The sequence below is a fragment of the Ktedonospora formicarum genome (assembly GCF_016587355.1).
Lineage (GTDB): Bacteria > Chloroflexota > Ktedonobacteria > Ktedonobacterales > Ktedonobacteraceae > Ktedonobacter > Ktedonobacter formicarum.
This window is the reverse complement of record NZ_BNJF01000006.1, coordinates 119511-146388: the sequence shown is the minus strand read 5'-3', so window position 1 is coordinate 146388 and position 26878 is coordinate 119511. Positions and strand designations below refer to the sequence as shown.

The 26878-nt window shown below is 53.5% G+C and carries 27 protein-coding genes; 12 read left to right on the top strand and 15 right to left on the bottom strand.

Features of this window, described 5'->3' with window-relative positions; all coding sequences use genetic code 11:
* Positions 1-173: 173 nt before the first annotated feature.
* Positions 174-1748 (bottom strand): MDR family MFS transporter, encoded by a 1575-nt coding sequence (locus K3T82_RS38650; protein ID WP_220198847.1) that lies wholly within the window; start codon positions 1746-1748, stop codon positions 174-176.
* Between the two features lie 210 nt (positions 1749-1958).
* Between K3T82_RS38650 and K3T82_RS38645 the strand changes: the two genes are divergently transcribed.
* From K3T82_RS38645 to K3T82_RS48460, 3 genes are read left to right on the top strand one after another with little or no spacing between them, the layout of a single operon-like run.
* A complete protein-coding gene (locus K3T82_RS38645) occupies positions 1959-2825 on the top strand; it encodes a sigma-70 family RNA polymerase sigma factor (protein WP_220198846.1) in 867 nt (288 codons plus the stop codon).
* Positions 2822-4078 (top strand): hypothetical protein, encoded by a 1257-nt coding sequence (locus K3T82_RS48465; protein ID WP_236031822.1) that lies wholly within the window; start codon positions 2822-2824, stop codon positions 4076-4078. The genes K3T82_RS38645 and K3T82_RS48465 overlap by 4 nt, the downstream gene beginning before the upstream one ends.
* 48 nt (positions 4079-4126) lie before the next feature.
* A complete protein-coding gene (locus K3T82_RS48460; protein ID WP_236031821.1) occupies positions 4127-4837 on the top strand; it encodes a hypothetical protein in 711 nt (236 codons plus the stop codon).
* Positions 4838-5005: 168 nt separating this feature from the next.
* Here K3T82_RS48460 and K3T82_RS38635 read toward each other — a convergent pair whose 3' ends face one another.
* Positions 5006-5338 carry a hypothetical protein gene (locus tag K3T82_RS38635; protein ID WP_220198845.1) on the bottom strand — a complete coding sequence of 111 codons (333 nt, stop codon included), beginning with the start codon at positions 5336-5338 and terminating at the stop codon, positions 5006-5008.
* Positions 5339-5772: 434 nt separating this feature from the next.
* Positions 5773-6012 (bottom strand): hypothetical protein, encoded by a 240-nt coding sequence (locus K3T82_RS38630; RefSeq protein ID WP_220198844.1) that lies wholly within the window; start codon positions 6010-6012, stop codon positions 5773-5775.
* A gap of 338 nt (positions 6013-6350) precedes the next feature.
* On the opposite strand from K3T82_RS38630, the gene K3T82_RS38625 reads away from it, so the two are divergent.
* Positions 6351-6719, top strand: a complete 369-nt coding sequence (locus tag K3T82_RS38625) for a hypothetical protein (protein ID WP_220198843.1) — start codon at positions 6351-6353, stop codon at positions 6717-6719.
* 681 nt (positions 6720-7400) lie between these two features.
* Here the strand turns inward: K3T82_RS38625 and K3T82_RS38620 are convergent.
* Positions 7401-7541, bottom strand: coding sequence for a hypothetical protein (locus K3T82_RS38620; RefSeq protein WP_220198842.1), 141 nt, complete (start codon positions 7539-7541; stop codon positions 7401-7403).
* A gap of 1152 nt (positions 7542-8693) precedes the next feature.
* Positions 8694-9134, bottom strand: coding sequence for a hypothetical protein (locus tag K3T82_RS38615; RefSeq protein ID WP_220198841.1), 441 nt, complete (start codon positions 9132-9134; stop codon positions 8694-8696).
* A 363-nt stretch (positions 9135-9497) separates the two neighbouring features.
* On the opposite strand from K3T82_RS38615, the gene K3T82_RS38610 reads away from it, so the two are divergent.
* Positions 9498-12656 carry a winged helix-turn-helix domain-containing protein gene (locus tag K3T82_RS38610; RefSeq protein ID WP_220198840.1) on the top strand — a complete coding sequence of 1053 codons (3159 nt, stop codon included), beginning with the start codon at positions 9498-9500 and terminating at the stop codon, positions 12654-12656.
* Positions 12657-12828: 172 nt separating this feature from the next.
* Here K3T82_RS38610 and K3T82_RS38605 read toward each other — a convergent pair whose 3' ends face one another.
* Complete coding sequence (locus K3T82_RS38605; protein ID WP_220198839.1) at positions 12829-13647, bottom strand: RNA-guided endonuclease InsQ/TnpB family protein; 819 nt, start codon at positions 13645-13647, stop codon at positions 12829-12831.
* Positions 13568-13960: a helix-turn-helix domain-containing protein gene (locus tag K3T82_RS38600; RefSeq protein WP_220198838.1), complete on the bottom strand. Its 393-nt coding sequence runs from the start codon at positions 13958-13960 to the stop codon at positions 13568-13570. Before K3T82_RS38600 ends, K3T82_RS38605 begins: the two co-directional genes overlap by 80 nt.
* Positions 13961-14575: 615 nt before the next feature.
* On the opposite strand from K3T82_RS38600, the gene K3T82_RS38595 reads away from it, so the two are divergent.
* The 3 genes from K3T82_RS38595 (at position 14576) to K3T82_RS38585 (ending at position 16286) form a co-directional block, all read left to right on the top strand.
* A complete protein-coding gene (locus tag K3T82_RS38595) occupies positions 14576-15013 on the top strand; it encodes a nitroreductase/quinone reductase family protein (RefSeq protein WP_220198837.1) in 438 nt (145 codons plus the stop codon).
* Positions 15014-15021: 8 nt separating this feature from the next.
* Positions 15022-15897 carry an RNA polymerase sigma-70 factor gene (locus tag K3T82_RS38590; RefSeq protein WP_220198836.1) on the top strand — a complete coding sequence of 292 codons (876 nt, stop codon included), beginning with the start codon at positions 15022-15024 and terminating at the stop codon, positions 15895-15897.
* 176 nt (positions 15898-16073) lie between these two features.
* A complete protein-coding gene (locus tag K3T82_RS38585; protein ID WP_220198835.1) occupies positions 16074-16286 on the top strand; it encodes a hypothetical protein in 213 nt (70 codons plus the stop codon).
* A gap of 195 nt (positions 16287-16481) precedes the next feature.
* Here the strand turns inward: K3T82_RS38585 and K3T82_RS38580 are convergent, their stop codons facing one another.
* On the bottom strand, positions 16482-17051 hold the full coding sequence (locus K3T82_RS38580) for a class I SAM-dependent methyltransferase (protein ID WP_220198834.1): 570 nt from the start codon (positions 17049-17051) through the stop codon (positions 16482-16484).
* Positions 17052-17279: 228 nt separating this feature from the next.
* On the opposite strand from K3T82_RS38580, the gene K3T82_RS38575 reads away from it, so the two are divergent.
* Positions 17280-17906 (top strand): TetR/AcrR family transcriptional regulator, encoded by a 627-nt coding sequence (locus tag K3T82_RS38575; protein WP_220198833.1) that lies wholly within the window; start codon positions 17280-17282, stop codon positions 17904-17906.
* 245 nt (positions 17907-18151) lie between these two features.
* Here K3T82_RS38575 and K3T82_RS38570 read toward each other — a convergent pair whose 3' ends face one another.
* Positions 18152-18817, bottom strand: coding sequence for a hypothetical protein (locus K3T82_RS38570; RefSeq protein ID WP_420799390.1), 666 nt, complete (start codon positions 18815-18817; stop codon positions 18152-18154).
* A gap of 302 nt (positions 18818-19119) precedes the next feature.
* On the opposite strand from K3T82_RS38570, the gene K3T82_RS38565 reads away from it, so the two are divergent.
* Entirely contained in the window at positions 19120-19806 is a 687-nt protein-coding gene (locus K3T82_RS38565) for a hypothetical protein (RefSeq protein ID WP_220198832.1), read from the top strand.
* Positions 19807-20218: 412 nt separating this feature from the next.
* Here K3T82_RS38565 and K3T82_RS38560 read toward each other — a convergent pair whose 3' ends face one another.
* The 3 genes from K3T82_RS38560 to K3T82_RS38550 are packed head-to-tail and all read right to left on the bottom strand — an operon-like array spanning position 20219 to position 21433.
* The gene (locus K3T82_RS38560) at positions 20219-20518 is read right to left on the bottom strand and encodes an RNA-guided endonuclease InsQ/TnpB family protein (protein ID WP_220198831.1); all 300 of its coding nucleotides are present in this window, start codon (positions 20516-20518) and stop codon (positions 20219-20221) included.
* Positions 20515-20835 carry a transposase gene (locus K3T82_RS38555; protein WP_220198830.1) on the bottom strand — a complete coding sequence of 107 codons (321 nt, stop codon included), beginning with the start codon at positions 20833-20835 and terminating at the stop codon, positions 20515-20517. The genes K3T82_RS38560 and K3T82_RS38555 overlap by 4 nt, the downstream gene beginning before the upstream one ends.
* A 31-nt stretch (positions 20836-20866) precedes the next feature.
* Entirely contained in the window at positions 20867-21433 is a 567-nt protein-coding gene (locus tag K3T82_RS38550; protein WP_220198829.1) for a helix-turn-helix domain-containing protein, read from the bottom strand.
* Between the two features lie 157 nt (positions 21434-21590).
* On the opposite strand from K3T82_RS38550, the gene K3T82_RS38545 reads away from it, so the two are divergent.
* Both K3T82_RS38545 and K3T82_RS38540 read left to right on the top strand, forming a co-directional pair.
* Positions 21591-22157: a GNAT family N-acetyltransferase gene (locus K3T82_RS38545; RefSeq protein WP_220198828.1), complete on the top strand. Its 567-nt coding sequence runs from the start codon at positions 21591-21593 to the stop codon at positions 22155-22157.
* A 556-nt stretch (positions 22158-22713) separates the two neighbouring features.
* Positions 22714-23457 (top strand): pentapeptide repeat-containing protein, encoded by a 744-nt coding sequence (locus K3T82_RS38540; RefSeq protein WP_220198827.1) that lies wholly within the window; start codon positions 22714-22716, stop codon positions 23455-23457.
* A 571-nt stretch (positions 23458-24028) separates the two neighbouring features.
* Here K3T82_RS38540 and K3T82_RS38535 read toward each other — a convergent pair.
* From K3T82_RS38535 to K3T82_RS38525, 3 genes are all read right to left on the bottom strand, one after another.
* Positions 24029-24487: a GNAT family N-acetyltransferase gene (locus K3T82_RS38535; RefSeq protein ID WP_220198826.1), complete on the bottom strand. Its 459-nt coding sequence runs from the start codon at positions 24485-24487 to the stop codon at positions 24029-24031.
* A 554-nt stretch (positions 24488-25041) separates the two neighbouring features.
* The gene (locus tag K3T82_RS38530) at positions 25042-25632 is read right to left on the bottom strand and encodes a hypothetical protein (RefSeq protein WP_220198825.1); all 591 of its coding nucleotides are present in this window, start codon (positions 25630-25632) and stop codon (positions 25042-25044) included.
* A 30-nt stretch (positions 25633-25662) separates the two neighbouring features.
* The gene (locus tag K3T82_RS38525) at positions 25663-25980 is read right to left on the bottom strand and encodes a hypothetical protein (RefSeq protein WP_220198824.1); all 318 of its coding nucleotides are present in this window, start codon (positions 25978-25980) and stop codon (positions 25663-25665) included.
* Positions 25981-26878 lie beyond the last annotated feature (898 nt).

The window sequence follows — 26878 nt, the reverse complement described above, 5'->3', positions numbered from 1 at the left end:
CACGAATTGCGCAACGAGGTGTGACCAGTCGTGAATCGGCGCAGAAATAGACCCCCTTGAAGAGAGAACAGAATCACTTTCAACAAGGAGGTGTTACGGTCTTGTTCTGCCTGTGGTCTCGCCAGCTCGTATCCAGCGAGATCACAAGCAACATGTGAAGAACGGAACTATCGCTAAGCTCTGGTTTCCATGGCTTTCGTGTGTGCAGGTCCGCTTTGCCCAGTTTCCCACTCCTCCTCAGCCTGAGGAGAAACTGGTTCAAAGGGAATCGAAGGGAACCAGAGGATAAGCAGGAGGCCGAGAAGGGCCAGAAGCAACATCGTCACAAAAACCCAGAACAAGCTCTGAGAGAAGGCTTGCCTGAGTTGTTCCAACAATGCCGCTGGCAGGACAGCACGTATACTGGGGGTGAGCAGGGTATTCACCGGCGATGTTCCTTCTGGCAACACATGTGCTGAAGAAGAGAAATGGGCGGCAATGGGTGTGAAGTGCTGTTGCATCTGCCCATTCAAGATCGCCCCCATGATGCCAACGCCTACTGTTCCCCCGATCATCCTTACAAATTGGGTTGACGCGGTTGCCACGCCTACGATCTCCTTGCGGGCCGTGCGCTGGACCGCAAGGGTATACACGACGCTGACCAGACCAAAACCGATGCCCAGGGGAACTAAAGCGAGTGCGAGAACGGCAACGCTCGTCTGCTCGCGGAAAAACACTGTTGTGGCAGCTCCTATCACCATGAAGAGTGCACCAACTCGTACGATCACGCGATAGCCAAAGTATCTCAAGATCAGCGAGGCCAGCATAGAGACAAGAGACCAGCTCAACAGGGTCGGAATCAGGACAGAGCCCGCAAGCGTCGCATTTCCCCCCAGCACGCCCTGGACAAAGAGTGGAACATAGGTAGTCAGGCTCAAGAGAAGGCTACCTAGCAGAAAACTGCCACTATTTGAGATAGCAATGGTGCGCTGAGTAAAGATCTCAAATGGCAGAATGGGCTCGTCTGTATGTTTCTCTATCAAGAAAAAGGCAATAATGAGAATGATTGCGGCCACTAGCAGAGCAAGACTGGGCAGAGATGTCCAGGTCCAGGCTGTTCCGCCTTGGAGCACGAAAAAGAGAAATGCCACAATGGCTCCTGTCATTACGATGGTTCCCACATAGTCCAGGTGATGCTTCTGGCGCGCAAAACGCTCTTTGAAAAAAATGGCGAGCAGAAGCAGAGCAGGCAAACCGATAGGGAGGTTGAGGTAGAAGATCCACGGCCAGGAGAGATGATCAACGATCAAGCCGCCCAGCAATGGACCTGCCACACTTGAGACTCCCCACAGCACCCCCACGCCCCCGATCAGCCTCGCATTCTCTTTCGCAGAGGCAGAGAGATCGGCGAGAATCGTCAAGACAAGTGGTTGAATAGCTCCTGCTCCCAACCCTTGCAACCCACGAAAGAAAACCAATTGTTCCATCGTCTGCGCAGAACCGCAAGCTGCGGAACCGAGAAGAAAGATCAGTGCTCCTATCAGCAAGATCCGTTTCCGGCCATAGAGATCTGCCAGCTTGCCATACAAAGGCATGAGAGCGGTAGAGGTTAGCAAGTAAGCTGAAAAGGCCCAGGAATAGAGCGCCATTCCACCAAGCTGGCTCACCACCCTGGGCATAGCAGTAGCGACAATCGTCGAATCGAGTGTTGCCAGCGCTAACACGAGCAGCAGGGCAACAATGGTTGTGATTTTTGTGTTGTTTTGCATACGTACATCTCCACACTTTTTCCATGAGTTCATCACAAGCAAAATACTCTTGTCATCTTCTTAACCCACCACAAGGAGAGAATGTGACGGCATTGCATACACAAAACTATGAAAGATCCAGGAGATGTGCGTCTGGGGACCAATTGCTGTCACATCAGACAAACTTCGTGTGTTATGTTTATGAGAACATCGAACGGAGGAAGAACATCAATGGAGAACCAGGAATGGTTAGCGCAAGCATTCGAGACACAGCGTCCCCACCTACAAGCGGTAGGCTACCGCTTGCTCGGTTCCAAAGCCGAGGCCAACGACGCGGTACAGGAAGCCTGGCTCAGGCTTCACCGCTCCGACACGAGCAACGTCCCGAACCTGGGCGGTTGGTTGACAACGACCGTGGCGCGTATCAGCCTGAATATGCTGCGTTCACGCAAATTGCATCGCGAGGAGTCGCTGGAAGCATTCACCTTTGAGTCAGACATCAGTTCCTCTCATGTCATTGATCCCGAGCAAGAGGCCGAGCTTTCCGACTCGATTGGGGTAGCGTTGCTCGTGATCCTGGAGACGCTCACCCCTGCTGAGCGTCTCGCCTTCGTGCTGCACGATATTTTTGCGGTTCCTTTCGAGGAAATTGCCCCAATTGTCGAGCGTTCAGAGGTTGCTACCAGGCAGCTTGCGAGCCGTGCTCGTCGTCGGATACGAGGTGGAGCGAGCGTCCAGGACGCTGAACTCACTGCAAATCGAGAAGTAGTTGACGCCTTTCTGGCTGCCTCACGTGCTGGAAACTTCGAGGCACTGCTTGCCCTCCTCGACCCGGACGTGGTGTACCGAACAGACGCACGTGTCGGCTCCGAAAAGGAGATTCGTGGTGCAGTTGCAGTGGCGAAGCAGCTTACTCGCCGTGCACAGGAAGTACAACCTATTCTGGTAAACGGCTCCGTAGGAATCGTCGTGGCTCCGCCTGGACAGCAACTTCTTGTCTCCCAGCTCACGATCACAGGTGGAAAAATCGCCCAGATTAATGTGATTTCTGACCCAACACGCTTGAGCCAATTGCATCTTTCGGTGCTTTCCGAGTGAGCAGTGAGATCTCTTATGACAAGTATTGCCAATGGGTCAGTAAATGTCCAGACCTCTTCGGAGTCCATCCCCTCAACACCTCCCTGTTCGGGGAAGTAGCTGTAGTCGCACACTACCTTCGGCGTGTCAGCGTACTGGCGTCAATTGAAGAGCGGGTACGTTTCGCCCGGCGTCGGTTTGGTCAGTACGATGTGATTGACTTTGTGGTCGTGTTGCTCGGCTACGCCATCAGTGGCGAACGCACGCTAGAGGCATTTTATGAGCGAGTGCTTCCGTTCGCCCCTGTCTTCATGGCCCTCTTCGGACGGGATTGCTTGCCTGCTCGCTCGACGCTGTCTCGCTTTCTTACTGCCCTCGATCAAACGGCGGTTGAGGCACTGCGCACGGTGTTTCTTGAAGATCTGATCGCCCGGCCTCTGGAGAAGGAGGAGAAGCCAGGTGGGTTGTGGGATCGACAGAAAAAGTATTGGCAGGTCTTTGATGTCGATGGCACACGGCAAGCCGCTCGCCAACGCGCCTTACCTGCTACGCCTGTTCTGCCGCCCGCCCAACGCCGCTTGGACGAGGTCTGCGCTCCAGGATACACAGGGCGCAAGCGGGGTGAAGCCGTTCGGACCAGGACGACGGTGCTCCAGACACATACACACCAATGGGTCGGCACTTTTTCAGGGACATCGGGAGCAGGCAACGGCGATTACCGAGGAGAGTTGCGGCAGGCGATGCAGGCGGTCAGCGCGTATGTGAAAGCACAGTCTCTTGCCCTGAGCCAGGCGGTGATCCGTTTGGACGGTCAATATGGCAATGGGGCCATTGTGGTAGATTTGGCGGGACTCTCGTATGTGATGCGCGGCAAGGACTACGATCTTCTCGATCTGGAGGTGGTTCAGACCCGTCTCACACAGCCCCCAGACCAGCAAACGAGCCATCCCGAAACGGGAATGCGTCGAGCGCTCTTTGACTTCCCTGATCTCGCTCTTTCGCCCACCGGACCACGCACACGGGTCATTGTTGCCACCCACCCAGCGACTGAAACTCCGGCGAAGATCGGCGCCACACGTGGCGAGGTGGTCTACGAGCTGTTCTACACCGCCTTGCCACTAGGAGCGTTCACTCCTGCTGATATCGTGGATCTCTACCTGCATCGGGGAGCGTTTGAGTGTGTGCTTGCTGATGAAGACCAGGAGCAAGATCCTGACCGATGGTGCTCACATACTGCCTGGGGCCAGGAGTTCTGGCAAATCCTTGCACAATGAGTTTGGAACCTCCGCCTTGAATTAGGGCATGCACTCCATCCCACGCCAATGCGCACAACGGAATTTGCCTCTGCTCAGGTAAGTGAGCCAGCGGAGGCCGCATCTGGTCCTGTCTCTCGATCACCTGAGTCAGCCCCCGTCGTTTATGGACCACCGCAGTGGGCACGTCCATCATACACCAAAGGATTTGCCGGAGCGGATTTCGCTCTCCAGCCTGATGGGACGCTGCGCTGTCCAGCAGGTCGCCCGCTCTATCCACAAGAGCGGAGACCAGAGCGCAATGGGTCGTTACGGGTACTTTATGCCGCACGGATCGGCCATTGTCGAGCATGTTCGCGGCGCGAACGGTGTCAAGAAAAAGCTTCGACCATCAAAGCGCGGCGGGTCAGTGCCGTCTACTGGCCTTTCCCTTCACGCTCCTCGGCCTCAAGCGGATCCTCTCCTGCACCGGAAGAACCTTCCCCTCCATCGGATCCTCATCCGGTCCTGTGGAGAGACTGGCAGCGTCGCTTTCATCGGCGGGAGCTAGTGAAACTCCTGCGTCACCAGCGCGTCGATGTTGAACTCGCTGAAACAGCTTCACCAGCTCAGTCGCCACCGATCCGACTGCTTTCCCGTGCCGAGCGAGCACGTTGGCGTCTCTCCTGGACTGAGCGTCTAGCACGCAATGCCCGCCCGAAAACTGCTCCAGAGATTTCGATCAGACTTTTCGGGATACCAGATGCCTTTGCCACGGCTCTCGGTCTCCGCATCGCCTGATCGTTTCTGCTCATCGAGTGCGACACGTCTTCAAGCCGCTTGACAGGCCATTTTCTCCACTCTCCTCATCTCGTTGCGCATCGCGTGGGCCTTGAGACACAAGGAAGGAATGGTGTCCTCTTGCACCTACTACCACGAGTGCGTCGAGGGCGTCACTCCTGAGGTCGCTCAGGCCGCTGAAAAAGCGGGAGACGCGATCCACACCTGCGCCGGTCGATGCACGCAAGGACGGTCGTCGGACATGGTCGCCGAACTGAGCGCCATCTCGAAGGATCTGACTCGCCGCGTCGCTGGCGTGATCTCAAGCAGCATCCGGATCATCGACGCGACGGTGACCAGCACACAGTCGAGATCACCGACGCGACGGTGACCAAGAGGTTCGCAGGAGTCACCGAGTTCGTCCGCCGGACCATCGTCCGCGAGGACGGTGAGGGGATCCAGTTCACGATCATCCTCATTGGGTTGACCATCGTCTAGGTCACCCCAACGAACATCAAGCACGCAGGTGTGCCGCTCGCTTCCTCACGGGGCGAGCGGCACATCGCCTTATCAGATCCTTCACGCGCACTATTCCACCACGCAAAAAAACTTGCCGCACCCGTTGACTAGGGGTGCGACAAGTTTTTTTGCGCAAGTTAAAGCCCAGGGAACAAGCCGCAACCAGAAGCGACCTATCGGTATAATTTGACCTCCCAACAGCCCTCCTTCGCAGACCCGTGAAGATCGAGCAAGAGGAAATACCTTGAACAAACGCAAAAACCAAGCGCTCAGGCAGTTCCAACAACGAAGAGATTCCGAGAAAGCGACAAGGATAATACAAGAGGAAGAGATCAACAGAACGCGGGTGGCCCGCGCCATGCACGCGCCAGATTGGCGTGTACACGGCGAGAGTCCGCCCGCGTTCGTCTTGCTCGGTGCCGTGCGTCCGCGCCGGATCAGTGGGGGATCTGCCTGACGAAGTCCACGAACAGAACATCGCCGCCGACGCATCCGCCACTCACCAAGAGCGACAAGAGGTAGGCCTTGGCCATCTCCTCGGGCATCGCCGCGATGAATGCTGCGATCTCCGAGGTGTCGGTCTCCGGGCTGATCACCTTGACCAGCCCGGCCCACTCCTCGTCGGTCGGGAAGCGCTGCTGGAAGTCGGTCGGGTCGTACTGCTGGGAGTCGCCCATGGCGAACTCCTTCCGTGATTGGGAATGGAACATGACACAAGCAATGGGTTTGGCCTCTCCTTCTGTGTTGCTGAAGGAGGTTCATCTGAACGAGACAAGTGGCCAACTCATCTCGCGGTTCCTCCTGTCTCTTCCGCGAGGTCTCAACGTACTAACACACGGGGAACTGTGTACGGGCTGAACCAGAACCCGGTCACCTGCCAACCCGCACGCGAGTGGCATGTTTCTATCGATGGTGACAATCGATAACTCAGGCTTCTACTCTATAAGAGAGAATGCACAAAATAGTTGTGCATCTTCGTGCAAAAAAACTTTTCGCACCCATTTCATTATGTTTTATGCTTAGCGTAACGTTTCAACGCTATCAGCATCTATCACTTGGCACATCACTGTGCCTTCCAGTCGTCCTTCCACCTTTTCTGACTGGACTTAAACGGGTCAACCTCAGTATCCCATGCAGGGCCGGTTGGGCCAACCAGCACTACCGCTGGTGGCCCAACCGACTCCTCTGTGACGAAGGAGGAGATGATGTCCCCAGACGTCAGGAATCAGTCTTGAAACTTCTTGCAGCCCTGGCTACAGGAGTTCGGAGTAGGACAAATACCGCCAGCCGGACAGTTGTTCTGCTCGTCCCTCTTGTCCAGGTCGTCGTCTTTGCCCTTACGCATCAGCATCACCTTTCGGTGTCGAGGTGCATCAGGCTCTAGTTGGCCTTCAGTCACCATGTTTGGGTGTAGTTCCGTCTTGCTGGTACTGTACATGGCGAACGCTCGCGGGATCTCTTGTCCAGGAGCCTTTTCTGCTACGAGTCCAGGCTGCTTGAGATCATGAGCAGCACCATGCCTTTGGTTTCCTTTGGGCTTTCACTCCTTTCTCTCACCTCATGAGAGCTACCTCATCATGGGGTAAAGGATCAGAATGACAGTGTTGGTCTTTCGTGTGTTCTCTCACCCCCCGCGCACAATCGAGAGCGATGGCAACTGAACAGGAGCAAGCGAACGATCCATTCGGGGACGAGGGGACCAAGCCCAACCCTCGTTCTGGCAAGCAAGATGCTCAACCATGTAGAATACAAAACGAGAACCCAAAACCGTCGTTTTTGCTAGCAGCCACAGTGCGAGCTTCTAGCCAGGAAACGACCAACCTGAGACCGTGGTATCCACCTGCTCGAGCTCAGCAAGGCGATGCGAGCGAGCGAAGGTAGGTGTGGTGTGCCCAGCGAGTGAAAAGCGCAAAGCGAGCGAAACACTCCAGCCAGGACCCCAAACAGTTCATTACCTTAAATATACAAGGAAGAGGAATATGTGTGCCAGGACAAGAAGCGGCCACTTTCCGGTCAAAATGCCCGAATAGCTTGCTATAAACCTTTCATCCATTTACTAATAGAACTATATTGGGGTCCCGCTACTCTGCCACTGGGAAAACTCGTCACTATCCACATCCACAGCCTTGTATCCGCGAGCAGCAAGCTCGCAAATGATTGCCGACTTGCCGGTTCCAGACATTCCCGTCAAAAGAATTCGCTTCATGACACCATACTCTTGCTGTCACAGTAAAGCCGATCAACCTGATCAAACAGGGTCGCATGGGGAGTTCTATGGTTCGTGGAAAGTATCATATCACACGAAGCAAGCGGTCTACATCGCCGAGAGTCTGCCAGACCCCACTCTTCAGAGTATTGGGAAACTGATTCTGTACGAGTATAAAGGAAACATCTTTTAAAAGGTTCTTGAATATTCCTATGCCAGGATCTTCAAGGACCTGCGATTTTATGCTTAAAATATAAAATATTTAATGTAATCTAATCTTAAAAGTCTTTTTTTATGAAAGGCATCTATAACGCTATTATGTGTTTGTTGAAAAGGGAAGATAATGCCACAGTCCTCCATTTCAGAAGATCGTCTCATCGCAATTCTTGCCACCTTACCAATACCAATCCATATCTACCAAGAAGATGATGGTCGTTACATGTGGGAAGTACAAACATTGACGAGTCAAGGAACCACTCAAACGTTTGAGGAAGCGTTCGACCAAGCGCTCACACAAGCGCTCACAAAGGCGCTCACTCGAGAACGAACACAGCCTTTGATGGGTGCGGCCCCCACAGGTTTCATACACCGCCCAGACTACCCAGACAGGCATGACACTCGATGAGCGGTTGGCTGTTCCGGTTGATGAGGATGACCCTGCTACTTGGCCTATTGATGGTCAATGGCCGGGAATATAGAATGGGCACATTTTGAGAAAGGGTACGTTCATGTCTCATGATAAGCAGCACTTTCGGATCTCTCGCACAAAGGATCTCTATGAAACTGGGAGGAATGAGTTTCTACGCTGGGTTGTCCTGTCAGACGGTCTAGAATGAGAAAATGATGCCACATAATCAGGAACTGTGGTTTCAACTATATGTAGAGTCACGAAGAAAAAGAGTAACCGCTCTTCTTTATTGAGTACATATTCTCAGACACCTCTTTCTGACTGAGTCCCAATGGGTATGTGCTCATCAGGCGAGTGAGTGTTTCAGCATATGAAACACTCACTCTTTTGTTCTCCAGGAAGAAGGTTGAGACTTTTTCCTCCATGATAAACCCCAAAAACCTTCTACAAGCCTTGTTCGGGGCCTACATGTTGGTGTCTGTTCCCAGATCAGCCTTCATACGGTGTTGAACATCTGGAACGCTCTAGGTTTGCACACGTACGTGTTGGCAGTAGGCTCGTGCCTGCTCATTTCCAATGAACCCGGCGAGAATTGCTTCGGCCTCAAACCGTCTCCCAAAGAGCGAGAGAATGCCTCCAGGGACAAATGCGAGGATGGCTATTGATTCTGGCCGGGCTGATTGAACAGCGTTGCTGTGCGCGCCTTCTTTTTCACTACGGTAGAGCAATCGATCTCCTCGTGCAGCCAGCACATCCCCAACTTGCCGAGCGGCTGCCAGGTCGCGCGCTGGTTGGCCCTCCTCGCTCATAGCAAGCGAGGAGGCGAAGGGGTACCGCAGCCTGCAACGAGATGGCAAGCAACGATGAGGAGAAGGGATTGCGGTCTGAGGTCGCAGAGGTGACTGGTGGTGGCGAGAGTGGTCTTCCTGATCCTGATGAGGTGACTGACTGATGAGATGGTTCATGAGTGCTGCGTCGGTGGTGGCGGCACTGCATTTTCGCCTGTTTTGGGCTCACGCGTCCCCAGTGCTTCTCGAAACTCCTGGAAGATGGCTGGATCGGTGCGGGTATCTGGCATCTCTTTCTCCTAACGTTCCTCTCAAACGATCCAACAAGATTTGACCGCCAACTCTGGCCTTTTCCCTGCCGTGTATAACGAAGCGGAGCATGAGAATGGGAAAACTTGATCGAGAATGGCTATTTTCCAAGCATTCTCCGACAAGTTGCGGGTATGATGGGTTGCTTGCACCTGCATCCGGAAACATGCTATACTCATTCCTGTTGGGAGGTTGGGAGGTACGTATTTCTTGGGAAGCAAAAACAAACACATGCCAAAATCACCCGATGCTCTGCTGACCTGGTCCTCTGAACGTCACGCCTATCAACTCCAGACTGCTGACCACGTCCTCATGTGGATTAGGTTGGGAACCGAGGAGTCGTGGTTTGCCTGGTTAACAGCACAAACCTCTTTCTCTTTCCAGGGCCAGTGCGGACAACTCAACGTCTACAAAGAGTCGCGAGCACGAGGTACAGGCTATTGGTATGCCTACCACACACGTTCCGGTCAAACCAGAAAACGCTATCTCGGGCACAGTCGCACTGTGACCCTTGCACGTTTAGAGGAGGTAGCTCAGAAGCTCCAGGAGATCGAGCAAGAACGCTTACAACATCTCTCACTGGTATCTACTTCACTTGCCAGGACCCAGAGTGGCAATAAGACCCTTTCCAGCCTCGTCGAGCTCGGCTCTGAGTTCCATGACCCCAATATCATGATGATAACCAGGCTCTCTCCTCCACGCCTGCCAGTCTCTCTTGTGGTGCGAGAGCGCCTTCTCACAGCCCTGGATACCGCTTTGTCCCACCCGCTGACACTGCTCTCTGCTGCTGCTGGCTGGGGCAAGACCACCCTGATCTCCGCGTGGGCCCAACGGCATCACGAGGCTGTTGCGTGGCTCTCTCTGGAACCATTGGACAACGATCCAACACGCTTCTGGATCTCACTCATCGCAGCCCTGCGCAGACGTTGGCCAGCACTTGGAGAGCAGGCACTCACTCAGATGCGCGCACGTTCTCCTCTGGCTTCGTGTGTAACGATTCTGCTTAATGAGTTGGCTGAGAGGACTTCGGAAGTCTCGCCCATCCTGCTGATCCTAGATGATTATCATGTGGTCGACGAGCCAACTATTCATGCTTCCCTGAGCCTCTTCCTGGCGCATTTGCCATCTCATGTGCATCTGGTGCTGTCCAGCCGTGTGGACCCGGATTTTCCCCTCGCTCGCCTCCGCGCCCGTGGGCACCTGTTCGAGATCCGTAACACAGACCTACGCTTTACCCAAGAGGAAGCACAGTCCTTTCTTATCCGGAGGATGGGAATTGCCCTCAGCGAGCGCGATGTTGCCCTCCTCGAAGCTCGCACTGAGGGCTGGATTGCTGGCCTCCAACTGGCTGCCCTCGTTCTCCAGAAACAGGCTGATCCTTCCGCCTCTGCGCAAACGTTCAACGGCAGCCAGCGCTTCTTGCTCGATTACCTGCGCGAAGAAGTCTTCGCGAGTTTTCCTGACGAGTTGCAGAACTTCTTGCTCCAGACCAGTGGACTTCCCTGTTTGAGTGCCTCGCTCTGTAACGCCATCACGGGGAGAGAGGATAATGATCTCTTGTTGGAACAGGTGGAACGGGCCAATCTCTTTCTCCAATCCCTGGATGAAAGCCAGCAGTGGTATCGCTATCATGCATTGTGGGCACAAGCATTACAACACGAGGCCCGCCGTCGCCTGGGAACAACCGTTGTGAATGAGCTTCGCAGCAAAGCGAGCCAGTGGTATGAACACCAGCAGATGCTTCCAGAAGCGATTGAGGCCGCGCTTGCCGCAGAAGATTTTGTCCGTGCTGCAACCCTGATCCAACAGTTTCTGGCCCCCAACAGCTTCCAGAATGAATTCCACCTGCTACGCTCCTGGTTGCTGCGCTTGCCGGAGGAGGTCCTGCGGACCCAACCAGACCTCTGTTTCTGGTATGTCCTCACCACGATGTTTACGGTAGATCGACGTGACCCTGCTATCCAGGAGCGTTCTGAGCGGTGCATTCAGTGGGCAGAGCAGGGATTTCAGGCCAGGGAGCAGTGGGAGCAACTGGGAGAAGCGTTGCAACTGCATGGCGAACTGCTTTTTTATTATGAAGATCTCACAAATTGGTATCGTCTGGCTTCCCAGGCACAACCACTAATTGGCGAACGCAGCTTTCTGTATCCCGATAATCTCCTATCGTCGGGCTATGGGGCCCTTCTTGCAGGAGAGGTAGAGAGGGCCAGACAGTCCTTTTTGCAAGCGCTGGAAATTTCAAAACGGATCAATTCGCTGGTGGCCGTGTTCGCCGCCCTGGTCTTCCTGGGAGATGTGAGCCTGGAACAAGGGGAATTACAAAGGGCCGCTCACACCTACACGCAAGCCCTGGCCTTCGTGGAGCAAGATCAGAAGCTGTCCCAACAGCAATTTCTGGCCACAGGCGGTCTGGACCCGTTCTACACGTCGTGGGCCTTTCATAGCCTTGCTCAACTGTGCTATGAGCGCAACGAGCTCGCAAGAGCGCAGGACTATCTCGCTCAAGCACAGGCGCTGAGAGCACAGCCAGAGGATGGAATCCATGTGAATGCTTCGGGGGCATTTGTCCAAGCTCGCCTCCTGCATGCATACGGAAAGACCATCCAGGCTCAGGAATTGCTCTTGCAATGGGAGCGGCATGCTCGTGTTCCCTTATCAGCAGATGTGATACACGCCTTGCTAGCACGACTCCGGCTTTCCTTGGGCGAGTTGCACACGGTCGAACAATGGATCCAAGCCAGGGAGCATGCATCGGGTTCCCAGGCGGCTGAGCAAGGTCCGTCACTCTTGAAAGAGCAGGGGGAAGCCCTACTGCTCGCACGTTGGTATATCGCGCAACGGGAAGGGGAAATCGCATTAAAAGCATTAGCGCCCTGGAAAGAGAAAGCCCAGGCACAGGGACGCAAGCGGAGCGTGCTGGAAATCCAGATTTTGGAGGCCCTGGCCCATGTTGCTTGCCAGGAACACAGCCAGGCCAGGTCCTCGCTCCTCCAGGCATTGAAACTGGCACAACCACAGAACTATCAACGCGTTTTTCTGGATGAAGGCTCTGCCATGGAAGCGCTGCTCAGAACACTCCTGCCAGAACTACGCGAGACCTCACTGCTACCCTTTGCGCATTTTCTCCTACGAGGCTTTGCACAGGACGTGCTGGTTGACCCCCCACAGAAGGTATCCAGGAAGGATACCTTACTCCTGGAACCACTCAGTCAGCAGGAACTACGAGTTTTGCGCCTCCTAGTTGCCGGGCGCTCGAACCCTGAGATCGCCAGCGAGCTGATCATCTCGCTCAATACCGTGAAAACCCATATCCAGAGCCTCTACCGCAAGCTGGATGTCCACAATCGTATGGAGGCCAGCGAAACAGCGCGGCGTTTGTCCTTACTCTAATCGTCCTCCTTCTTCTCTCACCCACTCACACCCCGTTCTCCGAAATTGACCCAAACATGGACAGGCCATACTCAGCATTCGGTTCCTGCTTCAGCGCAGACAGCAAGCCTTTCGCTTGTCTTACATCTGCTCCACAGGCGTCACTTCTCGCAGAACTTGCGGTACGCTCTGTTCATTGTGCCAATGCTGCGAGATTGTTGGCAGCGTTGGCATCTCGGTCCTGGACGTTTCCACACTCCAGGCAGACAAAGACTCGATCCGAAAGGGCGAGCGCCTCATTGATCCAGCCACAACACGAACAGGTTTTTGAGGATGGCTCCCAGCGCGAGGCCAGCAGTACCTTTACCCCTGCCTGTTCGGCTTTGTAAAGGATCTGCCGCTTGAACTCGTACATGCCCACATCCGCAATCGCTCGAGATAACCTGCGGTTCTTGAGCATGCCTGCAATATGTAAATCCTCGAGGACGATCACACGCGGGCGCTCGGCATCGGGCTTGGTTCTCGCCACGATCTGTGCGGTCGCTTGGTGCAAGGCATCGTTACGCACGTTGGCGATGCGGGCATGCATTCGCGAGAGGCGCTGCTTGGCTTTCTGGCGATTACGTGATCCTTTGGCCTTGCGGCTCTGGCGCCGCGAGAGGCGCTTTAACGCCGTGATCTTCTTGCGTAGCGCCTTGGGATTCTCGAAGGTACGTCCATCTGAGAGGGTTGCCAACCGCTTGATCCCCAGGTCCACTCCAATGACGTCACCTGTGGCTGGTTGGGATGCTTCCTTTTCCTCATGCACACAGATGGAAACAAACCATCTGCCTGCTTGCTCATGGATGGTGGCACTGCTGATCTTGCCGCCCAGAGGGAAATAGCCGTGCTCTTTGAGCCGGAGCCTTCCCAAACGAGGCAACTGGATGGCATCAGGAAACACCCGAATGCTCCCGGTGAAGCGAGCGCCACCGATGGCTTTCTTGCGGCTTTTGCGCGCGGGGATAGCCACACTTGCCTTTCCAGGTGCCCTCTTTTTTGAGCCGGCACTTGCGAAAGAAATGTTTGAAGGCGGCATCCAGGTCGCGCAATCCCTCTTGGAAGGCGCACTTGCTGACATCATACATCCAGGGCTCAGAGGGTTTGAGGGCATTGATCTCGCGATGCAGATCGATGGCGGTGGGCGTTTTCTGCCCTGCCTTGTGGGCCTCTTGTTTGCGGCGAAGGCCATAATTGAAGGCCCAGCGAGCGGCCCCGGCATGTTTGCGGCAGAGCGTCTTTTGCGCGTTGTTGAGGTCAAGTTCTCCCCGATACCCATGGACCATCTCTTGCTCTTCTCCCTCGGTGTTGAATGTAGAACAAAGATACCAGAAAAACACAGCTTTGGCAAGAGGCGGAAGAGATGTCATTATTTGTCTCTATATGTCCCAATAATAGAAAACGAGTTATACCCCTCATCTAGCTGCTTTCAGTGGGCCTCGGGGAACATTTCTTTGCCTGAGGGTCTTTCTGTGTCTTTTTTGCCTCACAGGTACTCTCCCATATACCGTTATCCGAAACTTCCCCAAAGATGGACAAGCCCTATCTGGCGTTCGGTTCCTGCTTCAACGAACAACCTGCCTGGATCTACCAGGTCTTACAGGATCTCCACAGGCGTACATTCCGGTGTCACTCACCGTACAAGGAGCAATTCTCGCAGAAACGAGGGACGAACGCAAGAGCAACAGATGTCAACGGAAAGGGAGACTGTCCACTCTCCCATATACCCTCTCCATCTATCATCGAGTGAAATAGACCATCGCTGTCACAAAAGTTCCCCCTCAACCCTCTTCCTATTAGGAGCCTCTTGTTAGAGAGAATGAGATTTTGTTCTATGGCATATTACAGTTAATAAAAGTAATATGCTCATGAGATGAGAGAATGACAAAGGGAAGATACGCATGGTAGAAAGCAATGTCCCGGTGAGCGGAAAAGGGACAATCAGCAAGTCCCGGTTCGCTCGCTGGTGGAATTCATATATTGTCACTCACCCAGTCATCAGCCGCCTGATGGAGTGCGCGATCCTCAAACATACTGGGCGCCGCTCCGGGCGGGTTTACGCCACACCGGTGAGCGCCCGACCAACGGCCACTGGCTTTGTGGTTCCGCTGTCCTTTGGTGAACAATCTGACTGGTACCGTAACGCGCTGGCCGCGAACGGTTGCGTGATCCAGTGGAAAGGCGTCGAATATCGGCTGATTGATCCACAGATGATAAGTTTGGCCGTGGCCCTCCCAGCCTACCATCCTGTTCATCGGTTGCTGTTGCCGATGATCGGGATCAAGCAGTTCATACAGTTCCGATATGCTCCGGTTGGTAGAGAGAAGGCATATCTGTAAGGTGGAACATGAACGAGAGCTTTGAAACGTATCGTCCATACCTCTTCGCCATCGCCTATCGCATGCTTGGAAGTGCGATGGATGCCGAGGATCTGGTACAGGAAACCTATCTGCGATACCAAACAACGCCCCCAGAGACGATTCGCTCGCTGAAAGCGTACCTGGCCACGATCATCAGCCGCCTGTGCGTGGATCAGTTGCAACTGGCGCGACACCAGCGAGAGCAATACCTGGGTCCATGGCTGCCGGAGCCGATTGTTACCACAGATGTATCAGAACTGATCAGGGTTGAGAAGCGCGTGGACGAATATGAGTCGATCTCGCTGGCCTTCCTGGTGATACTGGAGCAGTTGCAGCCGCTTGAGCGGGCAATCTTCCTGTTGCGCGAGGTCTTCGATTACGATTATGCTGAGATTGCGGCCATATTGGACAAAAATGAAGCTGCCTGCCGCCAGTCTTTGAGCCGGGCCAAGAAGCACCTGGTCGATCACCGACCGCGCTTCTCGGCGTCGCCCGAACTTCAGCGGCAACTGCTCACCAGCTTTTTCCAGGCTGTCGATGCAGGCGAGATGAACGCTTTGCTCGATCTCCTTGCGCAGGACGTCACGTTTTGGCTCGACGGTGGCGGCAAGGTAAAAGGAGCCAGGACACGACCAGTTTCTGGCGACCAGGCGGTAGCACGTTACTTCATCAATCATAGCGGCGCATTCAGAGCTACCTTGCCGGAGGGGGCGCGGATGGAACTGGCGGAAGCCAATGGTCAACCAGCGTTGATTCTCCGCGCAGGTGGGCGCGCCCTCGCTGTGGTGACCATCGACGTGGTGGCCGAGCGCATCCAGACGCTTCGCCTTGTTGCCAACCCCGATAAGTTGACACATGTCTGAAATAAATGGAGAGAAAGGAAACTGCTCCAATTAATGTGGGAAAACGTATGCAAGCATCGCCTTCCTCCATCTTTTGTTGTTGCTGCTTCCTCCGTAGGTGCCTCAAGACCAGCTGGTCTTTTTGGTCTTACCCCGCGTCCACAGCCAAGTTTGCGTTATTGAGAACTTAGACACACATGGACAAGCCATATCTGAGGTCCCATTCCTGTTTCACCCAGGGCAGTTTCGTCTATGTCGGTGATTCTGGTGATATTATCGACATCGCAACGTGTACCATTATCGGGAATCTTCCGAGCCTGAGCAATACACGGGTATTTCAGGAAATTGATTGGAGCAATGGACAACCTACCTTTACGACCAGCCTCCATGGTCTTGTCTATGTCCTCTGATTGTTTGAGCAACGGGTATCTTGAGAACAAGAGCAGCGCGAAGAGCACTGCTCTTGTGAGTGAAAAGACATATACTGACTGATATTGGTCACTTAGATCAGTAGCCAGAAGGCTCTATGCTTGGAGGGCGGATTTTCAAGGAAATACAGCCTGGTAGGTGAGCTTATTCCCCTGCCTCCGTACTGCCTGTTTGCCCTATGGTATAAGTGGCGTTCTTCCCTGAACTGCGCCCACAAATGGCAATGGTCCCCGCTGCCATGTCACTTCAAGGAAGCCAACTTTTTCTAAAAGAGGCGAAAGGTCCTCAACTCCCACCTGTAAGGCTGGGTGAGGAAAGAAATGGTGCGTGGAATGCGAGGCATCAACAATCAGCACCCTTCCTCCTGGTTTCAATACTCGATGCATTTCCCTCAATGCTGGCTCCTTGAGAGGAGGAGGAAGATGATGAAACATCATACTGGAGACAACAACATCAAAAGATTGCCCTGCAAAAGACATGGCCTCGATAGGTTCTAACAGAAACTTGACCTTGCTTGTTCTTTGGACTGCCTTCTGACGAGCACGAGTAATCATCTCAACCGCTGCATCAATTCCCACAACGGTTCCAGTTGGTCTAATCTGTTTTTCGATCACGAATGCCAAATCACCAGTACCGCAGCCAACATCAAGTACATGTTCTCCTGGTCGAATACGCGCCAGATCGGCAGTGCGACGTCGGAAAGCTGTGTCGCGCCCCAATAGCGCAAAAAAAAACAAACAGGTCATAGTATGCAGCCCAGTGAATCGTCTTTCCTATGGTAGCGGGCACATTGCTCTTAGAAGACCTATGCGAATGCTTCGTCATTGTACTTCCTCCATGATATACTGACTATACTATTCATTATTGAACACTTTGTTCACTTCTACTTTGCCAGAAAATTGATATGCTTTCAATAAACAATCTGTGAGAATGTTCCGCTAGCGGACACATGAGCCAAACTGTTCAGGAGTACGATGAAGCACAAGAAAACAGATCGACGCTCAACACGCACACAGCGACTCTTAGGAGAGGCATTGGTGGCATTGCTGCTTGAAAAGCGTTATGATGCGATTACAGTCCAGGACATCCTTGAGCGCGCAGATATTGGACGATCAACCTTCTATGAGCATTATTGGGATAAAGAAGATCTTCTCACCAGCCAAGCGGAATGGCTTGTCGAGTCGCTAGGGAATCAATTCGAGCAATCCTCCAAATCGCATCCCCATGATCCTTCTGTCTGGTTGCCTAGCTTGGCGCTGTTTGAGCATATTGCCACTCACTATCACCACTATCAGGCTCTGCTACGAGGGGGCGCAGTCACAATTTTCACGCAGACGCTTCAGCAACAACTTCGTATGCGCGTGAGGACACAATTACAAGCGACATGGACACGTTCGAATGAAGAAGATGTTCTTGATGCAGTAGCATCCTACGTTGTTGGAACATTCGTCACGCTCATGCAATGGTGGCTTGATTCGGAGATGTCCTGGTCTCCGCAGCGAACACACATGTTCTTTCATATGCTTGTGTCGTCAGGAATACACCAAGTCCTTGTTCAAGGACTTGAGCCTGGGAAAGAATCAGAGCAAGCTGAAAACTGAAGCTCCCCGTGCTCAAGCACTGATACTTACACACAACTATGTGATCTTGAGAAAGAACACGGAAACGAGGCGCTACAAGTGCCTCGTTTTTTCCCACGCGATAGGAGACAGGCGAACAGTGAAAACGCCGCTTGCCTCGCCTAGCTGAAAGCACATCAGTGTGTCTCAAAGTGGTGATTTTTCACCACCTTTCCCTTGCATCATGCTGAGGATCTTCTGCAAGCTTTTAGATTTGTGTGTAAGTGTCAGTGCTCAAGCAGCGGGGGTTCCAGAGGTTCGGCCCACGCTTCCAGTTCTTCTCCTCGAGGGTGAAGAATTGGAAGCGTGGGCCGAACCTCTGAACTTTTGGGCAGACGCGCTCTGGCTCGAGTCAGACCCAAGCTTCGGGGCAGGACCTGCCCCTCTTTCGCACGTTGGATGAGACGCTCGTGTGCTGCCCGCAGGCGCGCTTCCGCACCTTCCCAATACGGCTGGTATCGGGCACACGAGGGGATGGGATCTGCTGGATCAAGGGAGGAGGCCAGGAAAGCAGAATACAGATCACGTTGCACGGGACCCACGCCACACTCGCACTGGTGCCATCGTTCAGAGAGCGGCTTCTTGACCTTTGTGCCACAGCCATGACACCACTGGCTCAGTGCCGTGGTGCGTGTGGGAACGCGCCACCAGAGTGCCGCCCGTGCTTGCAACCCCCAGAGGGGCACGGCGGTGTGCCTCAAAAATGCTACAAACATTCCTGGTGCTCGCAGTCCCACACTTGTACCAAAACGTTTCTGCCATGCCTTGTAGGAGATCTTTTCGAGGATGATGGTGCTGCCCAGCGCCATCACCTCATGGACCGTGCGGCCATGCAGGCTCTTGCGGTGTGCTGCCAGCTTGCGCTCTTTGGTCGCCTTGCGCCGCTTGGTCATCTGGTACCGCTTGCTCTGCTTCCACTGTCGCTTCTTCGTGCCCTGCTTCTTGAGGGTGCGACAAGTTTTTTTTGCGCGAGTCAAAGCCCAAGGAACAAGCCGAAATCAGAAGCAATCTATCGGTCTAATTTGACCTCCCAACAGCCTTCCTTCGCAGACCCGTGAAGATCGAGCAAGAGGAAATACCTTGAACAAACGCAAAAAAGCAAGCGCTCAGACAGTTCCAACAACGAAGAGATTCTAAGAAAGCGAAAGGGATAATACAAGAGGAAGAGATCAACAAAACGCGGGCAGACTGCGCCATGCACGCGCCAGGTTGGCGTGTACACGTCGCGAATCCACCCGCGCTCGTCTTGCTCAGTGTCGTGCTCTTCCGCGAGGAGCGGAGGAGGAAGCCCGGATCAGGTCCACGTGAGCGCGTCGCGATGCACGCGCGCCCATCGGTTCACTGCGTCACCCAGTGGCTCGTGCAGTATCGCCGGGATGTCCGGACCATTCATCTGGAGCATCAACTCTGTTACCGCGAGCAGCTTTTCACGTGCCTCCCGCAGCTTGTCGCCGATGGCCTCTCGCGCGGTGGACGGCTGCAGTACGTTGAGCAGTTCGTCCAGTGCGCCAAGCAGGCCGTCCAGTGCGTCGGCCAACGCGGTGTCGCCCGTCTCGCGGGCCGCATCCCTCGCCTGTTGGAACTTCGCCTTCATTTTGCGAATCGCGTTCTCAAGGTCGCGCATGGGCATGGCGACCTCCCCTTCCGTGAAATCGGTTGGATGGTGCAGGACACAGAGCAATCGATTTGGCCTCTCCTTCTGTGTTGTGCTGAAGGAGGTTCATCAGAGAGAGACAAGTGGCCAACTCATCTCGCGGTTCCTCCTGTATCCTCCGCGATGTCTCAACGTACTGACACACACAAAGGAACTGCGTACGGGGATGAACCAGAACCCGGTCACCTACCTACTCGCGTACGAGTAGATTTTTTGATCGATGGGTGACAGACCGATAGACTCAGGCCACTAGTATAACACAAAGAGGTCGTGCACCTGCGTGCAAAAAAGCTTGCCGCACCCACTCTTGCCTGGATGCTGACTCATGCAAAAAACCTTGTCGCATCCGGTGCAAGCAGTTGGGGTGTCAAGTCCTCATTCGGCTCAAGCGCAACCGAAAACTCCTTCAGGCAAGTCCTTTGCGCCGTTAAGCTCATACATTCCATATAAGCTCAACAATTTTTTTTCAACAGCCTGAGCCCATTAACTGCGATCGCTTGCCGTTCTCCGAAACTTACCCATATATAGACAGGCTATACACAATGTTCGGTTCCTGCTTCAATGCAGAGAGCAAGCCTTTCGCTCGTCTTACACCTGCTCCACAGGCGTCACTTCCCGCAGAACTTGCGGTACGCCACGTTCATTGTGCCAATGCCGCGAGATTGTTGGCGGCATTGGCATCTCGGTCTTGTACGTTTCCACATTCCAGGCAGACAAAGACCCGATCTGAAAGGGTGAGCGCCTCATTGACCCAACCACAACGGGAACAGGTTTTTGAAGAAGGTTCCCAGCGCGAGGCCAGCAGCACCTGCACCCCTACCTGTTCGGCTTTGTAGAGCATCTGCCGCTTGAACTCGTACATGCCCACATCGGCAATCGCTCGAGCCAGCCTGCGGTTCTTGAGCATGCCTGCAATATGCAAATCCTCTAAGACGATCACACGCGGCCGCTCTTGATCGGGCGCGGGTTCTCGCCACGATCTGGGCGGTTGCTTGGTGCAAAGCGTCTTGGCGCACGTTGGCGATCCGAGCGTGCATCCGTGAGAGGCGCTGCGCGCGCTTTCTGGCGATTGCGTGATCCTTTGGCCTTGCGACTCTGGCGCCGCGAGAGGCATTGTAACATCGTGAGTTTCTTGCGCAGTGCCTTGGGGTTCTCGAAGGTGCGTCCATCAGAGAGGGTCGCCAGCTGCTTGATCAAGAGGTCAACGCCAATCACGTCGCCTGTGGCTGGCTGGGGGTCTTTCGCTTCCTCGTGCACACAGATCGAGACAAACCACCTGCCTGCTTGCTCATGGATGGTGGCGCTGCTGATCTTGCCATCCAGAGGGAAATAGCCGTGCTCTTTGAGTCGGAGCATTCCCAAACGAGGCAATTGGATGGCACCCGCAGACACCCGAATGCTCCCGGTGAAGCGGGCACCACCGATGGCCTTCTTCCGGCTTTTGCGCGCGGGGATAGCCACACGAGCCTTTCCATGCACCCCCCTTTTTGAGCCGGCACTTGCGAAAGAAGTGCTTGAAGGCGGCATCCAGGTCACGCAAAGCCTCTTGGAAGGCGCACTTGCTGACCTCGCGCATCCAAGGCTCAGAGGGCTTGAGAGCATTGATCTCGCGATGCAGATCGATGGCGGTGGGCGTTTTCTGCCCAGCTTTGTAGGCCTCTTGTTTGCGGCGAAGACCATAATTATACGCCCAGCGAGCGGCCCCGGCATGTTTGCGACAGAGTGTCTGTTGCGCGTTATTGAGATCAAGTTCTCCTCGGTAGCCACGTACCATCTTCTGCTCTTCTTCCTCTGCGATGAATGTAGAACAAATATACCACAAAGTCGCTGCTGTTTCAAGGGAGGATCTGTCCATGTTTGCCCTTTTTTGTCCGTATTCTTGAATACAAATTATGCCCCCTCTTGTGTCAACGAGTACTCCATGCTTTGTCGCACAAGCAGATCAGCATCCTTGCCGGCGCATGAAAAGAGGGAGAGAACGTGAAAGATAAAGAAAAGAAGAGGAAGTCAGTATGATTGAGCTCCTAGAAACGGCTCGTTTGCGTTTACGCCCTTTCCAGCTGGATGATGCATCAGCCTTGTTTGCATATGCCTCTGACCCCGAAATTGCTCGCTTGGGCATGTGGCCTCCGCTCACAACCGTAGAGGAGTCTCACGAAGAGATTGCAGAGATGCTTGAGGGATACGGCAGAGGGGATCAATGGAGTTGGGCGATTGAGATCAAAGAGGATCAAACCATGATTGGTCGATGCGATTTGCTCAAATACAGGCAGCAGCACCGCAATGCCGAGATTGGGTACGCTTTGGCCCGTCATGCTTGGGGAAAAGGATATGCCACTGAAGCCATTCATACTCTGATCCGCTTTGCTTTCAGCCAATTAGCGTTGCATCGGTTGGAAGCGCTTGTGTTACCTTTCAACGTGGCTTCTCTTCGCGTGTTGGAAAAAGTAGGGATGCAGCGTGAGGGCATCAAACGGCAAGCCTACTTCCTTGAGACGCATTTTGTTGACCTGTTCGACTATGGATTACTGGCTGAGGACTATCAAGGCGGGAACAAGCAAGGAGAGCAGGTCCGCTAAACAGCTTCTAAAACGGCTCGCCCTTCGACCAACCGACTCCTGTGGTTCACCAGAAGCGTGCCAGATCCATAAAACTGCGGTTTGACAGGCGAATATCTTTTCGACTAAATCTTTACAAACTAGCCAGAGAAGCCAGAAAAGGGGAGTGAGAGACACCGAATTTCTGCCAGATAAAATTTTTAGGCAGCATGAAACAGTTTTTCTCGACCGAGGCTGTCCTCTCGCAAACGAAAACACACGATTTTCTGCCATATAATCCTTCGTGCGGGGATTTGAAGGCGGAAACCTCGCCAGCACATCCCTTACCCAGAGCAGCACACACAGTGGCGGAAACATCCTGAGATGATGTACAGATTCGGGGTGCAGCCACACCCGGACAAAAAAGTCAGGTGGTACCTGCTCCGACCTCTGTAAGCAACTTTCCCCGTGAGCGTGGATGGACAACATGCTGCTTTGAGCTATCTGCCTATGATATACTGAAAAGACGATAATGCCTCTATGGACAGAGGCGCATTTTTGTCTTGCAAGAACCAAAGAAACAAGGAGCGCGCACGATATGGCGAATCAGGAACAAGTTGATCTTCTCAAACAGGGAGTGGGTGTATGGAATGCCTGGAGAGAGCAGAATCCATCGATTACCCCTGACCTCATCGAAGCCAACCTCTCTGGAGCCAACCTCCGTGAAGCCAACCTCTCTGGAGCCAACCTCATCGAAGCCGACCTCACCGGAGCCGACCTCCGTGAAGCCAACCTCTCTGGAGCCAACCTCATCGAAGCCAACCTCTCTGGAGCCAACCTCAAATCAACCAACCTCTCTGGAGCCAACCTCAAATCAACCAACCTCTCTGGAGCCAACCTCTCTCAAGCCGACCTCTCTAAATCCACCCTTTGGGACGCCAACTTCGAAGGAGCCAGCCTCACCGGAGCTAACCTTGAATATGCTGACATCCGTAGAGTCATATTGCAACAAATGAACCTCTCCAGAATGAACCTCTCTGGAGCCAACCTTGAATATGCCGACCTCCAAGATTCCAACCTCTCCAGATCCAACCTCTCCAGAATAAACCTCTCTCATGCCAGCCTCTCTGGAGCCAACTTCTATGAAGCCAACCTCTCTCAAGCCGACCTCACTTACGCCCATCTCACTTTTACCAACTTTAAATATGCCGACCTCACCGGAGCCAACCTCTGGGGAGCCGACCTCACCGGAGCCGACCTTGAATATGCCAACCTCACCGGAGCCAACCTCACAGAAGCCAACCTGCAAGGAACTCACACCGAAGGAGCCATAGGACTCTAAGAGACAGTGAAGGGATGTTCGCGCGAGAGACATCCCTTCACCTGCCGACGCCAACCGACCGTTGCTCTGCACTTCCTTCCACCACCAGGCTTTCCAGCATCTCCTTGCTCGAAGCCGAGACACGTCTTGCTTGTCTCACCAGAAGCATTGCCCACCACATCATGTCTACCATGAAACAGGTCCGATTCCGACGCATTTCTTTTCGTTTTTGGCAGATGTTGCGAGCGTCCTGTAAGGAAATGACATCTGTGACAGGAGGATTATGCTCGTCAATGGTCCCTTGGGGACGCGAGGAAAAGATATAAGGCAGAGCACGCCTGTTTTGCATCTCAATTTTGCTAATACCGCGAAAAGTTATGGCATAGACACGGAAAATTGTTGGATCTGTCCCGCTTTTGGTGAAGGATGAGTGTATTCCCCTGGCAACATTTGCTTCTTGAAATCAAGAACGTCACTCGTACTGACGAAAGAGATCTCAAAAGTGAAACAGATCCATTTGTGGGAGAGAAGGTGTCTGGCAATATCTCCTGCGCAAGCGACAAATCACTAACGTGTTGGAACGGACACAATACTACAGGGGTTTGACCAGCTTCACGTCTTCGTCGAGATAGCCCAAATGCCGGTAAAAACCGAGCGCCTGCTCATTGGCAGCCCCGGTTGCTAAGGAGATAAACCGATAGCCCTGCTCTTGCGCCCATTGCTCACATGCTTGGAGCAGGGCTTTTCCCACGCCACGTCCCTCCTCTGCTTCGCTGACGACCAGTTCGCCGATGTCTGCCTGCGGTTCGCCTGTAAAGTGGGTACTGGGATCAACACAGACAAACCCAAGTCGCTCTTGCTGCTCGTCTTCGGCCACGAAGACCATTGCTTTCTCCTGCTGGTGCTGGTCAATGCTGCCTGTAATCCAGTTCTGGAATGTCGCGAGCCATGTCTCCCGATCACGCCAGGCAGGCATACCAATCGTCAGGCGCGGCGACAAGCCAAGCACAAACTCACGATCAGTCTCAACATAGGGACGCACATGTATCATTCAGAACCTCCTATATGCATTTCATCAATATGTGCATATTTATGTAAATGCAATTATAGCAGCAATCAGAAGTAGGTGACAAATGCTCTGAGATGCAAATCTCATTCTTTTTGCAATAATTTTTTAATAGCTAGCGAAGAGACAAAGGCCTAAATACATGGATTGGGAGAGAATAACAACATAAGCTCATCTATCACCACAAATGAGCCAGATCCAATTATTCAGGCAAACGACAAGAACCACAGGCTGCACCAGATCAGGAGCAAGAGAAGCGCAAACCAGTAGCCAACCGGTCGCCTGGATGCCAGATATCGCATACAAAGAAATCTCCTTTGGGAAGAAACACAACAACAAGAAACGTCGGAGATGGGAAACAGCTCTATGCAGAGGGAGGACTACGACAGCAGTGACGCTGCATACCATTGGCTCCTTTCGGGTAGAAAAAAGCCCTTGCCCCACCGCGCAGAACGCAATGGGAGCAAGGGACTCAGGACACAAAAAACACCAATGGGCGAGGCTGTCTCTGCCTCATCCATTGGTGATTGGTATGAACGTTAGATGGTAAACGACGAGAGGATTAACGCACAAAGTGATGCGAGATCGACGGACGCTGGTTGCTCAAGTGTGCCTTGGAGTTGGTACCACTGTTCCAGCAGTGCCGTCAGGACCGTCATATGCGACTCGATCTCTGTGCGCTGAATAAACAATGTCCAGGTCTCACGCCGCAGGGTCAGAAAACGCCTGGCATGTTGCGATGAGAGATCCAGTTGCCGCTCCAGAACGCGGAGCGTATAGTGAGACTGAAGGTGCGTCTGGGGAACGGGTTTGTTGATACCAGTGAGAATGAAACGCACCTGCTGGCTTTGTCCCAATTGGATGCCTGCTTGATAGGCATGAGGCACCTGTGCAATCTCATGCTCCAGGCGTGCGCTCTCCCGAGTCCATTGCTCCTCCCAGCGAGCATGCATCTCCTGATTGGAGAAGTAGGTTTGTGAAAGCTGTTCTAGCAGGAGTTCACGCGCTTCAATAACGTGACTGAGCCCATGAAGACAGCGTGGAAGGCACTGCGCATCTAGATGGAACCGGGAACGCAGCGTCTCAAGATAGGAACGGTGAGACGCGATGCCATGTTTGACCTGTCTCAAGCGATGTTCCCACTGTCGACGTTCGCTCTCCTACCATCGTTGAAGCGCGCGTTCTTCCCGTTCTACAAGCGCACGGGTTGGAACGCTTGGACGTAGATACGTTCCAGTCCCAAGTGCCAGGTTGGCTCTGCCAGTCTCGCACGTCTGGACCGCTTCAGACCAGTGGTGCAGGCAGGTGTCCATCACGGTTGCCGTATATTGGAGATCGGTCAAAATGGTGGCAATGGAGACATCTTCCCGCTCAAAACAGTGGTACTGTTCCATCGTCTCCATCATTTCGCGCAGGGTACCTTCTGCCGTACAGGTAGCGCCACAGGGACATTCAGCAGCAGAGGAGGCACGACTCATAGGGTCCGATTCCTTTCGAATGAAAACAATGAGGCCGAAAGGAGACAGACCCATCAGACCAGGCAACAATGGTTGCTGGTCTACTCAGAGCCATGCTCTGAGTCTGGGTTGGTTGCACCTCCTTTCGGTCTCTCTCACATCTCGAACACAACCTGTCCGAGAACAATCGCCAGATCCCACGCGGCCAGTGGAGCGACTCAACACATCTCGCGTGGAGTGTCACCAGACCAGTGGTGTGCCAGAGCGACTCAACAGCACACCGCTAGTTCGTGGGTCACAAGATCTGACTCCGCGACGAGAGAGCGGAGCCAGGCGATGGTAGTGACAAGACCCACTTCCTTGCCCTTCATTGTGAAGCGACAAAGCCACCCTGAACGCAGTCAGGATCTATTCGTGCCATTGACGAATAGCATCATCACTATCCTCAGTTATACCCAAGAAATGCATATTCGTCGATATGGGTTTGAGCTGTATCCCATGCCAAATCGCGTCATTATGCACCATCTACAGAGAGTGGTGTCACATATACATGTGACACATGCATTTCTTTGTACCACCCTTCCGGCTACATGACAGGCTCCTTAAAGCATTGAGGCAGTAAGATAAAAGATCCCGAACGTTCGAGACATTTTCTACAGGAAAAGGGCCAAAAATGTCTCGAACTATTGGGATGCGTTTTTGTTCCATTTTTGATGGAAAAGGATCCGCAAGGACACCTTGCCAGTCGTCTATCCTACAGCGCTCCCCCGTATATGTGTAGGTGGTAAACCAGAATAATAAGGTCATAGGCTGCGCTAATATCACTGTGGACTGGATTGCTCCTGTTTTGACTTTTATCGGATAACAGCGTTATACTACATGCGTATCAACGCATGTAGTAAATACATTATGATCTATT

Bases quoted from the DNA above. Each gene is read 5' to 3' on its own strand.
- K3T82_RS38620 (WP_220198842.1), bottom strand. From the start codon at position 7,541: ATGAAGCGAATTCTTTTGACGGGAATGTCTGGAACCGGCAAGTCGGCA.
- K3T82_RS38625 (WP_220198843.1), top strand. From the start codon at position 6,351: ATGCTTAGCGTAACGTTTCAACGCTATCAGCATCTATCACTTGGCACA.
- K3T82_RS38570 (WP_420799390.1), bottom strand. From the start codon at position 18,817: ATGACCAAGCGGCGCAAGGCGACCAAAGAGCGCAAGCTGGCAGCACAC.
- K3T82_RS38630 (WP_220198844.1), bottom strand. From the start codon at position 6,012: ATGGGCGACTCCCAGCAGTACGACCCGACCGACTTCCAGCAGCGCTTC.
- K3T82_RS38580 (WP_220198834.1), bottom strand. From the start codon at position 17,051: ATGACCTGTTTGTTTTTTTTTGCGCTATTGGGGCGCGACACAGCTTTC.
- K3T82_RS38575 (WP_220198833.1), top strand. From the start codon at position 17,280: ATGAAGCACAAGAAAACAGATCGACGCTCAACACGCACACAGCGACTC.
- K3T82_RS38600 (WP_220198838.1), bottom strand. From the start codon at position 13,960: ATGGTCCATGGGTATCGGGGAGAACTTGACCTCAACAACGCGCAAAAG.
- K3T82_RS38550 (WP_220198829.1), bottom strand. From the start codon at position 21,433: ATGGACAGATCCTCCCTTGAAACAGCAGCGACTTTGTGGTATATTTGT.
- K3T82_RS38525 (WP_220198824.1), bottom strand. From the start codon at position 25,980: ATGAGTCGTGCCTCCTCTGCTGCTGAATGTCCCTGTGGCGCTACCTGT.
- K3T82_RS38565 (WP_220198832.1), top strand. From the start codon at position 19,120: ATGCACGCGCCAGGTTGGCGTGTACACGTCGCGAATCCACCCGCGCTC.
- K3T82_RS38615 (WP_220198841.1), bottom strand. From the start codon at position 9,134: ATGAACCATCTCATCAGTCAGTCACCTCATCAGGATCAGGAAGACCAC.
- K3T82_RS48460 (WP_236031821.1), top strand. From the start codon at position 4,127: ATGCGCACAACGGAATTTGCCTCTGCTCAGGTAAGTGAGCCAGCGGAG.
- K3T82_RS38650 (WP_220198847.1), bottom strand. From the start codon at position 1,748: ATGCAAAACAACACAAAAATCACAACCATTGTTGCCCTGCTGCTCGTG.
- K3T82_RS38540 (WP_220198827.1), top strand. From the start codon at position 22,714: ATGGCGAATCAGGAACAAGTTGATCTTCTCAAACAGGGAGTGGGTGTA.
- K3T82_RS38585 (WP_220198835.1), top strand. From the start codon at position 16,074: ATGGACAAGCCATATCTGAGGTCCCATTCCTGTTTCACCCAGGGCAGT.
- K3T82_RS38595 (WP_220198837.1), top strand. From the start codon at position 14,576: ATGGTAGAAAGCAATGTCCCGGTGAGCGGAAAAGGGACAATCAGCAAG.
- K3T82_RS38610 (WP_220198840.1), top strand. From the start codon at position 9,498: ATGCCAAAATCACCCGATGCTCTGCTGACCTGGTCCTCTGAACGTCAC.
- K3T82_RS38545 (WP_220198828.1), top strand. From the start codon at position 21,591: ATGATTGAGCTCCTAGAAACGGCTCGTTTGCGTTTACGCCCTTTCCAG.
- K3T82_RS38645 (WP_220198846.1), top strand. From the start codon at position 1,959: ATGGAGAACCAGGAATGGTTAGCGCAAGCATTCGAGACACAGCGTCCC.
- K3T82_RS38535 (WP_220198826.1), bottom strand. From the start codon at position 24,487: ATGATACATGTGCGTCCCTATGTTGAGACTGATCGTGAGTTTGTGCTT.
- K3T82_RS38590 (WP_220198836.1), top strand. From the start codon at position 15,022: ATGAACGAGAGCTTTGAAACGTATCGTCCATACCTCTTCGCCATCGCC.